Genomic DNA, 14,363 nt, shown 5'->3' with positions numbered 1-14,363 from the left:
CCGCCTCACGCCTGGCACCTCGGGCACCAGTAGAGCTTGCGCCCCGCCGCCTCCTCCATCAGCACAGTGGTGCCGCAGACACGGCAGGGCAGGCCCGCGCGGTGGTACACCCAGTGCCGGTCGTCGCGGTGGGCCATGGCGCGGCGGTAGGCCGCGGGGTCGAGGTCGTCCATGGTCATCATCTGACCGGTCTCGACGCCGATGGGCAGCAGTCGCGCCCAGTCGCGCCAGATACCGCGCACGACCTCTTCCGGCACCTCACGGCCGGGGGTGTGGGGGTTCTGCCGCGCACGGAACAGCAGCTCGGCGCGGTAGACGTTGCCGATCCCGCTCACCACCGCCTGGTCCATCAGCAGCAGTCCGATCGCCGTCGGCTTCTTCCTCACCGTGGCGGTGAAGCGCTCCTCCCCCTCGGCGACATCGTCGACGAGGGGATCGGGGCCGAGCTTGGCGATGACCGCGGCGATCTCGTCGGGTGTCTGCAGGACGCACGCCGTCGGACCCCGCAGATCGGCGCAGGTCGTCTCGGTGAGAAGACGCAGGCGCACCGCGCCCACGACCGGCGGCGGCCATTCCGTCTGCTCGTCGAGCCCGGTGGTCTGCTCCGACATGCGCACGCGGGCGCGTCGCGGGGCGCCGATCGAACTGAGGGAGTTCTCGCCGGCGGCATCCATGATGGCGTCGTCGATCACCGTGCCGCGCTGGTTCGTCTGCCCCATGCGTCCGTTGGACGACGCGATGGTCGCATCGACCGACACGTCGCCCGAGAAATCCCAGGCGCCGTACATCCCCAGGTGAACACGCAGCCAGACGTCTCCGTCGAACCGCAGGAACATCTGCTTGGCGACGGCTTGCACCTCGAGCGCCTCGCGCCCGTCGATGACCTCGGCGCCCTCGACGAAACGGCCCTGGGGACTGGATGCCGCGACCGTGCGGCCCACGATGTTGCGCTCGAACTGCCGGGCGATGCGGTGGACGGAATGCCCTTCGGGCATCAGCCTGCCTCGGGGTCGAACGAGTCGCTGGCGTCGGTCATGGTGCTCTCGGAGGCGCCCGCGCGCGGATCGGGCAGCAGCACCCCGTCCTGCTCGAACGCGGCGAGCTGCCCGATGCGTCGCGCGTGACGCTCCTCACCCGAGAACGGGGTCGCGATGAAGCGATCGATGAACGAGCTGGCCTCTTCGAAGGAGTGCTGGCGCGCGCCGATCGAGATGACGTTGGCGTCGTTGTGTTCGCGGGCGAGCTCGGCGGTCGAGATGTTCCACACGAGCGCGGCGCGTACGCCGAGCACCTTGTTGGCGGCGATCTGCTCGCCGTTGCCCGAGCCGCCGAAGACCACGCCGAGGGCGTCGACGCCCTCCGCCTGGTCACGGACGACCGCTTGGGCTGCCCGGATGCAGAAGGCGGGGTAGTCGTCGAGCGGGTCGTACTCGACGGGCCCGTGGTCGATCACCTCGTGCCCCTGCGAGGCGAGGTGGTGCTGGATCTGGGTGGAGAACTCGAGACCGGCGTGATCGGTGCCGATGTGGATGCGCATGAGGGAATCCTATTGAGGATCACCGACACCGCGGGGCGGATACGCCGACGCCGCCCGCCCCCTTCGAGGGAACGGGCGGCGTCGATGGTCTCAGGGACGAAGACCCGCGGCCACCGGCTTGAAGCCCGCGCGGATGTTCTCGCAGCAGCCGGGTCGGCAGACGTCGTACCAAGGTCCGAGGTCGGTGAGGTGCGGACGTTCGGCCTTCGGCGTGCCCGCGAGCCGCTCCTCCACCAGGTCGATGAGCCCCGAGACATAGGCGGGGTCGATGCCGGGCGTCGGGGTTCGCACCGCCTTGATGCCGGCCTCCTCGGCCGCCTCCATCGCCTCGGTGTCGAGGTCCCAGAGCACCTCCATGTGGTCGCTGACGAAGCCGAGGGGCACGATCACCACGGCCTCCGCACCGCGGCCAGGGAGCTCGGCGATCACGTCGTTGACGTCGGGTTCGAGCCAGGGCTGCGTGGGCGGGCCGGAGCGCGACTGGTAGACCAGCTCCCACTCCACGTCGGCGACGGCGGCCGCGACCTCGGCCATGACGAACGCCGCGACGGCCTTGTGCTGGGCGGCGTACGCACCGCCCTCGCCGAAGTCGACGTCGCGGGGTCCGGAGCGCTCGGCGTCCGCCGACGGGATGGAGTGGGTGGAGAAGAGCACACGGATCTTCTCGGGCACGATGCCCTCCGCGACGTAGGCCGACACGGCATCCGTCACCCCGCGCACGAACGTCGTCACGAAACCGGGGTGGTCGAAGAACTGGCGCACCTTGTCGATGGTCACCGTCTCGCCGAGCCCCGTCGCCTCCAGGACACGCGCATAGTCTTCGCGGTACTGACGGCAGCTCGAGAACGAGCTGTACGCGCTCGTCGCGATCGCCAGCAGCGTGGTGTCGCCGGCCTCGGCAGCCTCTGTCACCGCCTCTTCGAGGTAGGGCTCCCAGTTGCGGTTGCCCCAGTAGACCGGCAGACCCAGGCCGCGCGCCGCGATCTCGGCCTCGAGCGCCGCCTTCAGCTCGCGGTTGTGCTGGTTGATGGGGCTCACGCCGCCGAAGTGCCGGTAGTGGTGGGCCACCTCCTCGAGGCGCTCGTCGGGGATGCCGCGTCCGCGCGTGACGTTGCGCAGGAACGGGATGACGTCGTCCTGCCCCTCCGGTCCGCCGAACCCGGCGAGGAGGATGCCGTCGTAGGCCACGGGCGTCTCGACCCATTTGGGTCCGGAGGACGCGGCGGGAGAGGCGTAGAGGACGGTTTCGGGGGTGCTGTCCGTGTCGGTCGTGCTCACGCAGACATCCTCCCACTTGCCTGCACAGCCCGGACGGGGGGTATCTCGACACTAGGCTTATGTGGTTGTCGTCGTCGCCGACGGCGTCCGTCGCCACCCGTGCCGACGCGTCTGCGACGATCCACCCTGATCCCCGGGAGAACGCCAGTGCCAGGAGAGAACCTCACCCGCATCGAAGCGCAGGAACGCCGCGCGATCGTCGACACCCGCGAGTACCGGGTGGAGCTCGACCTCACCCGCGGTGACGAGGTCTTCTCCTCGCGCACGGTCGTCACCTTCGCCGCCACCGAGGGGTCGTCGACCTTCATCGATCTGATCGCCCGCACGGTGCACGCCGTCACGCTCAACGGCCGCCCCCTCGACCCGGCGGAGGTGTTCGCCGATTCGCGCATCGCGCTCGAGGGCCTCGGGTCCGAGAACGAGCTCGTCGTCGAGGCCGACTGCGAGTACACCAACACCGGCGAGGGCCTGCACCGCTTCGTCGACCCCGTCGACGGCGAGGTCTACCTCTACTCGCAGTTCGAGGTACCCGACTCGCGCCGTGTGTACACGGTGTTCGAGCAGCCCGATCTGAAGGCCGCGTTCACCTTCTCGGTCACCGCGCCCGCGGCGTGGAAGGTCGTCTCCAACTCCCCCACGCCCGATCCGGTCGCCGTCTCCGACGACGTCGCGCGGTGGGACTTCCCGCCGACGCCGCGCATCTCCTCGTACATCACCGCCCTCGTGGCCGGTCCCTACGAGTCGACCTTCAGCGAGTTGACGAGCGCCGACGGCCGCGTCATCCCCCTCGGTGTCTTCGCCCGCAAGAGCCTGTGGAAGCACCTCGACGCCGACTACGTCTTCGAGAAGACCCGTCAGGGCTTCGCGTACTTCGAGGAGAAGTTCGGCTTCCCCTACCCCTTCGCCAAATACGACCAGCTCTTCGTGCCCGAGTTCAACGCCGGTGCCATGGAGAACGCCGGGGCGGTCACTTTCACAGAGACCTACGTCTTCCGCAGCAAGGTGACGGATGCCGTGAAGGAACGCCGCGTGGTGACGATCCTCCACGAGCTCGCCCACATGTGGTTCGGCGACCTGGTCACCATGAAGTGGTGGAACGACCTGTGGCTCAACGAGTCGTTCGCCGAATGGGCGTCGACGATCGCCACCGCCGAGGCCACCGAGTGGGAGGCCGCCTGGACGACCTTCAACGCGATGGAGAAGACCTGGGCGTACCGCCAGGACCAGTTGCCCTCGACCCACCCGGTCGTCGCCGAGATCAACGACCTCGAAGACGTGCAGGTCAACTTCGACGGCATCACCTACGCCAAGGGCGGGTCGGTGCTCAAGCAGCTCGCCGCCTGGGTCGGCATCGAGCAGTTCTTCGCGGGAGTCGCGGCCTATTTCCAGAAGCACCAGTGGTCGAACACGGAGGTGGGCGATCTGCTCACCGAGCTCGAGACCACGAGCGGGCGCGACCTGGGCGACTGGGCCAAGAAGTGGCTCGAGACCGCCGGCGTCAATACCCTCACCCCGCTGATCGAGGAGGGCGCCGACGGCACGATCTCTCGCTTCGCGATCGTGCAGACGGCGCCGTCCGACTACCCCACGATCCGCCCCCACCGCCTGGGGATCGGCTTCTACTCGCTGAACGACGCGGGCGCCCTGGAGCGCGTCCACCGGATCGAGCTCGACGTCGACGGCGACCGCACCGAGGTGGCGGAGCTGCGCGGCATCCGTCGTCCTGATCTCGTCCTGCTCAACGACGACGACCTCGCCTACGCCAAGATCCGTCTCGATGAGCGCTCGCTCGCCACGGCGATCGCGCACCTGAAGCACATCTCCGACCCCCTCGCGCGCTCGCTCGTGTGGGGCGCGGCCTGGGACCAGACCCGGGATGCCGAGGCCCCGGCCACCGACTACCTCGACCTCGTGCTGCGCAACATCGGCTCCGAGACCGAGTCCACCACGGTGCGCACGACCCTCGCTCAGTTGCAGCTCGCGGCCAACGCCTATGTCACCCCCGCCACCCGTGACGAGGCGCGTCAGCGCGTCGCCGACGGTCTGTGGGAGCTGGCGCAGTCCGCGGAAGCCGGGAGCGACAGCCAGCTGCAGTTCGTCACGGCATTCGCGTCGGCGGCGTCCACCCCGGCTCACGCCGAGACGGTGCGCTCGCTGCGTGACGGCGACACGGTGCTCGCGGGACTCGAGGTCGACACCGACCTGTCGTGGCAGCTGCTCATCTCGCTCGCTGCGGCGGGGGTGGCGACCGCGGCCGACATCGAGGCGGCGCGCGCCGCGGACAACACGGCGAAGGGCGGCGAATTCGCCGCCACCGCGCTGGCGTCCCTGCCGTCGCGCGAAGCGAAGCAGAAGGCGTGGGATTCGCTCATCGACTCCGCCGATGCGCCGAACACGATCGTGCGGGCGACGGCTGCGGGCTTCACCCACCCCGCCACGGTCGACGCGCTGGCCGAGTTCGTCGAGCCCTACTTCGCCATGCTGCTGCCCATCTGGGAGTCGCGCAGCTACCAGATCGCGCAGTACCTCATCGTCGGGCTCTATCCCGCCGCTCTCGCGAACAAGGCCCTCCGCGACGCGACGCGTCAGTGGCTGACGCAGAACGCCGACGCCGCCCCCGCGCTCCGTCGCCTGGTGGGCGAGAACCTCGCCGGCGTCGAGCGCGCGCTGTCCGTGCAGGAGCGCGACGCGCAGTAAACGCTTCCGCCGGATCGGATGCCCTCTCCCCTTCGGGAGGGGGCATCCGTCGTTGCGGATCATCCTCGCGGTGCGTCCACGTCATCCCCGGGGAGGACGACCGATCGAGCGCGGCTTCCTAGCGTGGAAGCATGATCGTTGCAGAAAACCTCACCAAGAGATTCGGCGCCAAGACCGCGGTCGACGGCGTCTCCTTCACCGTCGCCCCGGGACGTGTGACCGGCTTCCTCGGCCCCAACGGCGCGGGCAAGTCGACGACGATGCGCATGATCGTGGGGCTCGACCGGCCCACGGCCGGTTCCGTCACCGTCGGCGGACAGGACTACCAGCGGCTGCGTTCCCCCCTCACCGAGGTCGGCGTGCTGCTGGATGCCAAGGCCGTGCACACCGGACGCTCGGCCCGGGACCACCTCCGCGCCCTCGCCGCGACGCACGGCATCGGCCGCGCGCGCGTCGACGAGGTGATCGAACTCACCGGAATCGGATCGGTCGCGGGAAAGCGCGCCGGCAAGTTCTCGCTCGGCATGGGCCAGCGTCTCGGGATCGCGTCCGCGCTGCTCGGCGACCCCCACACCCTCATCCTCGACGAGCCGGTGAACGGTCTCGATCCCGAGGGCGTCCGCTGGGTGCGCACCTTCGTACGTCACCTCGCCTCGGAGGGGCGGACCGTGCTGCTGTCGAGTCACCTGATGAGCGAGATGTCACAGACGGCCGACCACGTCATCGTCCTGGGGCGCGGGCGGGTGCTCGCCGACGCTCCCCTGTCGGAGCTCGTCGGGTCGTGGACCTCGACGGCGCTGGTTGTGCGCTCCCCCCGCCTGTCCGACCTCGTCGCGGCCCTCCAGATCCCGGATGCCACCGTCTCGGTGCTCGAGCCGGGCACCGCCCAGATCACGGGGGTCACCGCCCAGACCATCGGCGACCTCGCCGCTCGACACGGCATCCCCCTCTACGAACTCACCCCGCGAAGCGGCTCTCTCGAAGACGCCTACCTCGCCCTGACCGAGGACTCGGTCGAATACAAGACCAAGGAGATCGCATGACCTCGCTCGCTGCGGCACCCCGCCGCGCCACGCACGCACCCGCCCACCGCCTTACTTTCGCTCGCCTGTTGCGCAGCGAGACCATCAAGATCCTGACCCTGCGCTCGACGTGGTGGTCGCTGGGAATCACCGCGGTGCTATCGCTGGGGATCTCGTTCCTGCTCGCCCTCGCGGCAAATGACAACGGTGGCGGATTCGCCCCCGCCACCCTGCTGACCGCGCCCGTCCAGTTCACGATGCTGGTGGCCGGGATCTTCGGTGCGATCGTCATCACCGGTGAGTATTCGACCGGCATGATCCGGTCGACCCTGACGGCCGAACCCCGACGTGGCCTGGTCCTTCTGGCCAAAGCCGTCGTCGTGTCGACCGTCATGGCTGTCGCGACGGCCCTGACCTACCTGCTCGCGAGTGCCGTCACGGCCCCCTTGGTCTCGGCGGGCATGGACTGGTCCGATCCCTCCGGTTCGATCATCCCGCTCGCTCTGGGCGTCGCCTCGATGATCGCCTTCAGCCTGATCGGGCTCGGTTTCGGCTTCCTGGTGCGTAATGGCGCGGGAGCCATCGCCGCCACCGTCGGGGTGTTGTTCGTCCTCCCCGTCGTGGTGAGCCTGTTCGCCTTCGCCGGGGAGCGGTGGCAGTGGCTCCTCGATTCGGCCCAGTACCTGCCGATGAACGCCGCCGCACAGCTCACCACTCCCGGCGCGACCGACCTCGCGGGTCCCGCGATCGCGCTGACCGCATGGGCACTCGTGCCCGTTCTGCTCGGGTGGGCGGCGCTGCGGACACGCGACGCCTGACCCCTCCTCCCCACGCTTCCGACCAGACGGATGCCTCGACGCTCAGCCGGCGCCGAGGCATCCGTCGTTAGTCTGAATGGGATGTCCGTTCTCGCCGAAACCATTCCCGAACCAAGCCCGTCTCCCTCCATCACTTCGCCCGCACAGCTGGCCGACCTCGACACCTGGACCTGGATCGGTGGCCAGTTGCTCGGCTTCGGTGGCGTTCTTCTGCGGGTCCTCGGCATCATCGTCGGGATCGCTGTCGCCGCCTGGATCCTGCGCGTGATCATCCGCCGCGTGGTCGACCGCATCGTCAACGGTGCCAAGAGCAAGGCCCGCGTCGACGACACGCAGGCTCTCGACCGCTCCCCGCTCAGCGCCGTCCGCCTCGTGCAGCGCACCCGCACGCTCGGCACAATCCTGCAGAACATCGTCAACGTCATCCTCGTGATCGTCGCGCTCGTGTGGATCGCCGGGATCGTCGCCCCTGACGCCCTCGCGTCGCTGACCCTGCTCACCGCGGCGATCGGCGCCGGGCTCGGTTTCGGCGCCCAGAACATCGTCAAAGACGTGCTCAACGGCATCTTCATCGTCGCCGAGGATCAGATCGGCATCGGCGACGTGGTCGATCTGGGCCTCGCGACCGGCATCGTCGAGTTCGTCAGCGTGCGCATCACGCACGTGCGCGACGTCAACGGCACGCTCTGGTACGTCCGCAACGGCGAGATCACCCGTATCGGAAACATGTCGCAGGGCTGGTCGCGCGTCATCATCGATCTGGCCGTACCGGTGGATGCCGACCTCGACGTCGTCGAGAAAGCGATGCTGAGCGCCGCGAAGACGATGGCGAAAGAGAACAAGTGGCGCTCGCGCATCATCGAGCAGCCCGAGATCTGGGGCCTCGAATCCATCGGCGGCGACGCGATCGTCATCCGTCTGGTGATGAAGACGCGCTCGAGCGCGAAGGACGACGTCGCTCGCGAACTGCGCGCCCGCCTCAAGCGCGCGATCGACGAGCTGGGCATCTCGCTGCCGCAGCTGAACTCCATCGTGCTCACCGGAGCCGAGGGCGCGCAGAGCGTCCGCGGCGCACACCCGCCCAAGACGAAAGAGACGCCCGTCGCGGCGGGCGACGCACGCCCGGTCTGGAAACCGCGCCGACGCAGCAAGCCCCTCGCCTCGGCCGGCGACGGCGATGACGCCGCACCCGTGACGCAGAAGAAGACAGTGCACGACGCGGCGCCCACGACGACGCTCGACCTGCCGGGCGCCGACACCCCCAAACCCACGCCCCCGGCCGTCCGCGCCGACGAAGAAGGCACGAGATGAGCGAACCCGTCAGCTTCTACGACCAGGTCGGGGGGATGGACACCTTCCGTCGCCTCGTCGATGCGTTCTACCGCGGCGTGGCCTCCGACGAGGTGCTCAAGCCGATGTACCCCGAAGAAGACCTGGGCCCCGCCGCAGAGCGCTTGACGCTGTTCCTGGCGCAGTACTGGGGCGGTCCCCCCATCTACGGCGAGACACGCGGACACCCGCGTCTGCGCATGCGGCACATGCCCTTCCACGTCGACCCCGATGCGCGCGACCGATGGCTCCGACACATGCGTGCAGCGGTCGACGAGATCGCCCTCCCGCCCGCGTTCGAGGCGCCGCTCTGGGACTACCTCGAGCGCGCCGCCCACGCCATGGTCAACACCTTCGAGCCCCGCGGCATCGGTCCTCAGCAGAACGGTCGTCCCGACACCGGGTTGCCAGTGCGCGCCGCCGAGTAGCGAGACGGGGGCGGCGGCGTGAACGCCGGCTAGCGAGTGACGGCATGGAGCCCGCCAACACGGAGTCCGCTTCACCGGGTGACGGCGAGGAGTTCGCCGGTGAGCCAGGCGAAGCGGGTTGAGGAAGAATGCGCAGCGCCCGATCCCGCGGACTTCACGACCGCGTCCTGCGGGGCCTGTGGCCGCGGCCGGAACCGGAGACGTGCGGCGCGGGCGAGCCTGGCTGGGCCCAGCCGCACCGCACGTCGCCCGGGACGCGTCAGCGACCGAGGAAGTCGCCGAAGCCCGGAAGGTCGAAGTTCGACATGCTGTCACCAAAGCCGCTGATGCGATCGCCTGCACCCGACACGGCATCCTGCGCGCCGCCGACCCAGTCGGCTGCGCCGCCGGCCCACTCGCCCGCGGCCCCGACATCGACGCCCTCGGCAAGGCTTGCGAGATCGACCCCGGATGCCAGACCCTCGAGGTCGACGCCCTCGGCGAGCCCCATGAAGTCGACACCCATCTGACCGGCCTGCGCGAGCAGGGGACCGGCGACGGCGCTCACGACGGCGCCGCCCGCGACGGCCGCGAGGAGCCCCCCGGCACCGACGACACCGGCTCCGATCAGGCCCCCGCGGCCGGCGCGGGCAAGCAGGGTCGACATGCGTCCGGGGCGCGCTGCTTCCGCGCGCGCCGCCGTCCGAGCGAGCTCATCGGGGGTGTCGGAGCGCGGGCGCTCGTGGGGCGCAAGATCGGCATCCATCCGCTCCCGCACGTGTGCTCGCTGCGCCGGCGTCAGCCGTTCGAAGGCTTCGCGGTGCATCTGCTCGACCCGGTCAGGGTCGGCGGTGCGCAGCAGGTAGTCGTAGCGTGCGATCGCGGCGCGATCGTCGGGCGAGAGGCTCGACGAGCCTCCGGATGCCGTGGGTGGAGCGTAACGCCCGGTCGGCGCGGGCGGGGCACCGTGACCGGCCGGCGGGGCGGGCGGCACCGCGGCAGCCGAACCCGTGCGCCGATCACCGGTGACGGCATCTGCTGCGGAGCGCACCATGTCGCGCCAATCCTTGCCGCCGGCCGCGGCCGGCGGACGCGGCGATGACGACGACGACGATGCCTTGTCGACGGCCTTGGACGCGAGATCGAACAGACGGGAGAACGAGACCACAGGGGCACCCTTCGACGGGCAGCACGGGGCTGCGACGTCAAGGTCTCCTCCGCCCGAATCGGACCAATGCACCCGGAGACCAGCGGTGGCCTCGTGATGACGGATGCATCGCGACGGGAGTACTCCCCTTGCTTCCCTCATCGTATGGCGGCCACCTATGCGCTTGCTGGGTCAGGCGCCTGTCGCGCGCACGGCCGTGAGTCCGGATCGCACCGGGCCCCGCACGAGCACGTGGCCGCGCGCGAGTGTGACGCGCGTCCAGGCGCCGCTCGTGCGCACCGTAGCCGTCTCGCCGCCGGCGATGAACCCCAGCGCGAATGCGGCGAACGCCGTCCCCAGCGGCAGGCCGCCGAGAGCGTCATCGGGCTGACCCCACACCTGCGCGCGAATCACGCGCACGACGTCCTCGCCTGCGTCCGCGGGCAGAGCGTCCGCGACGGCGGCGACTCCGAACTGCGCACGGGATGCCAGAACCGCCGCGTCGATGGCATCCGTCTGGTCCCATCCGCTGCGCGGCGGCGAGATCCCCGCCCACGCGGGAGAGGTCGCGGTCTCGGGAAGGATCACGGCCTGCGCATCATCGGGAGCCGGGAGCAGAGCCGCGGCGTCGACGACGAGATCGCACTCCAGCTCGGGATCGATGGCCGACACACGCAGTCCCAGCACCGTGGGCGTGGTGTCGAAGAGGCCGCGGGGCGCGAGGGGTGCGGCGGTCGTGACGAGCACGCCGTTCTCGGCCCGGAGTCGCACCGTCCCGTCGCCCAAGCGGATCGCGCGGGACGCGAAGGTGAGCAGGTCGGCGGCCGCCTGCGGATCGGGGAACAACAGACGCGCGGACACCCGCCCTAAACTACCAAGCGGTGCGGGCTCGCCGTACCGGAATGGAGTCAGCGTGACCGACGCCGTCGATCCCGTGGCGTCGTTGCTCGCGGTCCTCGACCTCCGCGACGCCGGAGCCCGGACCACCGAAGACATCTTCACCGGCGTCTCGCAGGCTATGCCGTTCGGCCGCGTCTACGGCGGCCAGGTGCTCGCGCAGTCGATCGTCGCGGCATCACGCACCCTGCCACCCGAACGCACGGTGCACTCGATGCACGGCTACTTCTTGCGCCCCGGCGACCCCGCCGACGGCATCACGTTCTCGGTGGATCGCATCCACGACGGCCGCTCGTTCTCGACACGCCGCACCCAGGCCTACCAGGCGGGCGTGCCCATCTTCTCGATGATCGCCTCGTTCCAAGACGACGACCCGGGTCTCGAGCACGCCGAGCCGATGCCCGACGGCATCCCGCTCCCCGAAGACCTCCCGGAGTTCGATCCGCAGGGTCTGCACCCGCTGAGTCGTCGGATGTTCTCCGAGCGTCCGGCCGACGTACTGCACGTCCCCTCACCCCTGTACACCTCGGTCGAGGGCCCGCACGTGCCTCGTCAGGCCGTGTGGATGCGCACGCGTCGCCCCCTGCCCGACGATCCCGCGGTGCACCGCGCCGCACTCGCGTACCTCAGCGACCTCACCATCCAGGAGACGATCCTTCGAGCTCACGGTGTGGCGTGGAGCACGCCGGGGCTCAAGGTCGCCAGCCTCGACCACGCGATGTGGTGGCATCGTCCCGGCCGCGTCGACGACTGGCTCCTGTACGTTCAGGAGTCGCCCAACGCGCGCGGCGGCCGCGGCCTGTCGACCGGACGCATCTACACGCGCGACGGTCTGCTCGTGGCGAGCGTGGCACAGGAGATCATGGTGCGGGTGCCGCGCGACTGACGCCGTCGGCGGATGCCGAGAGCGATGGCCGGGGCCGCGAGCGGCTGACGCCGGCCACCGGCGCCAAGGGTGCCGAAGTCGGCGCTCGTCAGACGACGCGAACGAGCGTTGAGCCGCATCGCGCCTTCGCCGTCAGCCCCGAGCGGAACGTCGACGGTAGTCGATCGGGTCGCCGATGTACGGCGCCCACGCCTCTCGCTCGGCGGAACTCCAGCGGATCGGACGACCGCTGGCGGTGTCGACGAGGACGACGACGACGGTCGCTCGGGCGTAGAGCACCGGCTCGTCGGAACCCGTCGGGCTGAAGACCTCGAAGCAGATGTCAGCGCTCGATCCCCCCATCGCACCGATCCACAGGCGCACGTCGAGAGGGCGTTGGCTGTAAGGAACGGGGCGGAGGTACTCGATCTCTTGGCGCGCGATGAGCGTCGCGCGCTCTCCCCCGCTCTCGAGCACGCTCATGTCGAACACCGCGGTCGGCAGCGGGATGCCGTCGTCGTCGCCGCGCCAGAATGCGCGCAGGCGAGCCTCTTCGAGCAGCTTCAGCATCGAGGTGTTGTTGACGTGTCCGAGGGCGTCGAGATCGCCCCACCGCAGGGGGATCGGCACGTGCACCCGCTCGGGTCCGGCGCCGGCCGGACCCGAGTCGGGGGTTGCAGGAGTGTCAGTCACGCGTGAGCTTGCGGTACGTCGAACGCGCCGGGTTCGCGGCATCCGCCCCGAAGCGTTCGATCTTGTTGGCCTCGTACGCCTCGAAGTTGCCCTCGAACCAGTGCCACTGGTCGGGGTGCTCCTCGGTGCCCTCGTAGGCGAGGATGTGCGTGGCGATGCGGTCGAGGAACCACCGGTCGTGGGTGATGACCACGGCGCAGCCAGGGAACTCGAGAAGGGCGTTCTCGAGTGAGCTGAGGGTCTCGACGTCGAGGTCGTTCGTCGGCTCGTCGAGGAGCAGCAGGTTGCCGCCCTCTTTCAGTGTCATGGCCAGGTTCAAGCGGTTGCGCTCACCACCGGAGAGCACACCGGCCTTCTTCTGCTGATCGGGCCCCTTGAAGCCGAACTTCGACACGTAGGCGCGCGAGGGGATCTCGGTCTTGCCGACCGTGATGATGTCGAGGCCGTCGGACACCACTTCCCAGAGAGTCTTCTCGGGGTCGATGGCCGCGCGCGACTGATCGACGTAGCTGATCTTGACCGTCTCGCCGATCTTCAGCGTTCCCCCGTCGAGCGGCTCGAGGCCGACGATGGTCTTGAAGAGAGTCGTCTTCCCGACGCCGTTGGGGCCGATGACCCCCACGATGCCGTTCGGGGGCAGGTTGAAGCTGAGGTTGCTGATCAGCGAACGGTCGCCGAAGCTCTTCTCGAGCTTCTTCGCGTCGATGACGATGCCGCCGAGGCGCGGGCCCGCGGGGATCTGGATCTCGTCGAAGTCCAATTTGCGCGTGCGCTCGGCTTCGGCTGCCATCTCTTCGTATCGCGCGAGGCGCGCCTTCGACTTGACCTGGCGGCCCTTGGCATTGGAGCGCACCCACTCGAGTTCCTCTTTGAGGCGCTTGGCGAGCTTGGCGTCTTTCTTGCCCTGGACCTCCAGCCGCTGGCCCTTCTTCTCGAGGTAGGTCGAGTAGTTGCCCTCGTACGGGTAGAGGTGCCCGCGGTCGACCTCGGCGATCCACTCCGCGACGTTGTCGAGGAAGTACCGATCGTGGGTGATGGCGATGACCGCGCCCTTGTACGCCTTGAGGTGCTGCTCGAGCCACAGCACGCTTTCGGCGTCGAGGTGGTTGGTGGGCTCGTCGAGAAGCAGCAGGTCGGGCTTCTGCAGCAGGAGCTTCGCAAGGGCGACACGACGACGCTCTCCACCGGAGAGCGGGACCACCGACGCGTCGGCGGGCGGCGTGCGCAGCGCGTCCATCGCCTGCTCGAGCTGGGAGTCGAGGTCCCAGCCGTCGGCGGCGTCGATCTCTTCCTGCAGTGTGCCCATTTCGGCCAGCAGTGCGTCGAAGTCGGCGTCGGGGTCGGCCATGAGGGCCGAGATCTCGTTGAAACGGTCGAGCTTGGGCTTGATCGCCACACCGTCCTGGATGTTCTCCAGCACCGTTTTGGTGTCGTCGAGCTCGGGCTCCTGCATGAGAATGCCGACCGAGAAGCCGGGGCTCAGACGCGCCTCACCGTTCGAGGGATTGTCGAGCCCGGCCATGATCTTGAGGATCGTGGACTTTCCGGCGCCGTTCGGGCCGACCATCCCGATCTTCGCACCGGGGAGGAACGACATCGTGACGTCGTCGAGGATGAGCTTGTCGCCCACAGCCTTGCGGGCACGGACCATGGAATAGATGTATTCGGCCATA

At 69.3% G+C, this 14,363-nt stretch carries 13 protein-coding genes; 6 read left to right on the top strand and 7 right to left on the bottom strand.

Annotated elements, in window-relative coordinates; all coding sequences use genetic code 11:
- Nucleotides 1–5: 5 nt before the first annotated feature.
- The 3 genes from ASF76_RS05670 to ASF76_RS05660 form a co-directional block, all read right to left on the bottom strand.
- Entirely contained in the window at nucleotides 6–995 is a 990-nt protein-coding gene (locus tag ASF76_RS05670) for an Fpg/Nei family DNA glycosylase (RefSeq protein ID WP_055954281.1), read from the bottom strand.
- Nucleotides 995–1,537, bottom strand: a complete 543-nt coding sequence (locus tag ASF76_RS05665; protein ID WP_055954278.1) for a ribose-5-phosphate isomerase — start codon at nucleotides 1,535–1,537, stop codon at nucleotides 995–997. The genes ASF76_RS05670 and ASF76_RS05665 overlap by 1 nt, the downstream gene beginning before the upstream one ends.
- A 90-nt stretch (nucleotides 1,538–1,627) precedes the next feature.
- Nucleotides 1,628–2,815 carry a ferrochelatase gene (locus ASF76_RS05660; protein WP_055954275.1) on the bottom strand — a complete coding sequence of 396 codons (1,188 nt, stop codon included), beginning with the start codon at nucleotides 2,813–2,815 and terminating at the stop codon, nucleotides 1,628–1,630.
- Nucleotides 2,816–2,962: 147 nt separating this feature from the next.
- Between ASF76_RS05660 and pepN the strand changes: the two genes are divergently transcribed.
- The 5 genes from pepN (at nucleotide 2,963) to ASF76_RS05635 (ending at nucleotide 9,109) form a co-directional block, all read left to right on the top strand.
- Nucleotides 2,963–5,512, top strand: coding sequence for an aminopeptidase N (gene pepN / locus ASF76_RS05655; protein ID WP_055954270.1), 2,550 nt, complete (start codon nucleotides 2,963–2,965; stop codon nucleotides 5,510–5,512).
- 131 nt (nucleotides 5,513–5,643) lie between these two features.
- Nucleotides 5,644–6,555, top strand: a complete 912-nt coding sequence (locus ASF76_RS05650; RefSeq protein WP_055954267.1) for an ABC transporter ATP-binding protein — start codon at nucleotides 5,644–5,646, stop codon at nucleotides 6,553–6,555.
- Entirely contained in the window at nucleotides 6,552–7,352 is an 801-nt protein-coding gene (locus ASF76_RS05645; RefSeq protein WP_055954264.1) for an ABC transporter permease, read from the top strand. Before ASF76_RS05650 ends, ASF76_RS05645 begins: the two co-directional genes overlap by 4 nt.
- Before the next feature lie 81 nt (nucleotides 7,353–7,433).
- Nucleotides 7,434–8,663 (top strand): mechanosensitive ion channel family protein, encoded by a 1,230-nt coding sequence (locus ASF76_RS05640; protein WP_055954262.1) that lies wholly within the window; start codon nucleotides 7,434–7,436, stop codon nucleotides 8,661–8,663.
- Nucleotides 8,660–9,109, top strand: coding sequence for a globin (locus ASF76_RS05635; RefSeq protein WP_055954258.1), 450 nt, complete (start codon nucleotides 8,660–8,662; stop codon nucleotides 9,107–9,109). Before ASF76_RS05640 ends, ASF76_RS05635 begins: the two co-directional genes overlap by 4 nt.
- A gap of 259 nt (nucleotides 9,110–9,368) precedes the next feature.
- On the opposite strand, the gene ASF76_RS05630 is transcribed toward ASF76_RS05635, so the two are convergent.
- Nucleotides 9,369–10,256, bottom strand: a complete 888-nt coding sequence (locus ASF76_RS05630; protein WP_055954256.1) for a hypothetical protein — start codon at nucleotides 10,254–10,256, stop codon at nucleotides 9,369–9,371.
- Between the two features lie 171 nt (nucleotides 10,257–10,427).
- Nucleotides 10,428–11,096 (bottom strand): hypothetical protein, encoded by a 669-nt coding sequence (locus ASF76_RS05625; RefSeq protein ID WP_055954253.1) that lies wholly within the window; start codon nucleotides 11,094–11,096, stop codon nucleotides 10,428–10,430.
- A 52-nt stretch (nucleotides 11,097–11,148) separates the two neighbouring features.
- On the opposite strand from ASF76_RS05625, the gene ASF76_RS05620 reads away from it, so the two are divergent.
- Nucleotides 11,149–12,018, top strand: a complete 870-nt coding sequence (locus tag ASF76_RS05620; RefSeq protein ID WP_235561243.1) for an acyl-CoA thioesterase — start codon at nucleotides 11,149–11,151, stop codon at nucleotides 12,016–12,018.
- 132 nt (nucleotides 12,019–12,150) lie between these two features.
- Here ASF76_RS05620 and ASF76_RS05615 read toward each other — a convergent pair whose 3' ends face one another.
- Entirely contained in the window at nucleotides 12,151–12,690 is a 540-nt protein-coding gene (locus tag ASF76_RS05615) for an acyl-CoA thioesterase (RefSeq protein ID WP_055954250.1), read from the bottom strand.
- On the bottom strand, nucleotides 12,683–14,362 hold the full coding sequence (ettA, locus tag ASF76_RS05610) for an energy-dependent translational throttle protein EttA (protein ID WP_055954247.1): 1,680 nt from the start codon (nucleotides 14,360–14,362) through the stop codon (nucleotides 12,683–12,685). The genes ASF76_RS05615 and ettA overlap by 8 nt, the downstream gene beginning before the upstream one ends.
- Nucleotide 14,363: the final 1 nt, after the last annotated feature.

It is taken from the genome of Microbacterium sp. Leaf151, assembly GCF_001424225.1.
Classification (GTDB): Bacteria; Actinomycetota; Actinomycetes; order Actinomycetales; family Microbacteriaceae; genus Microbacterium.
This window is presented reverse-complemented; position numbering and strand designations above follow the sequence as displayed.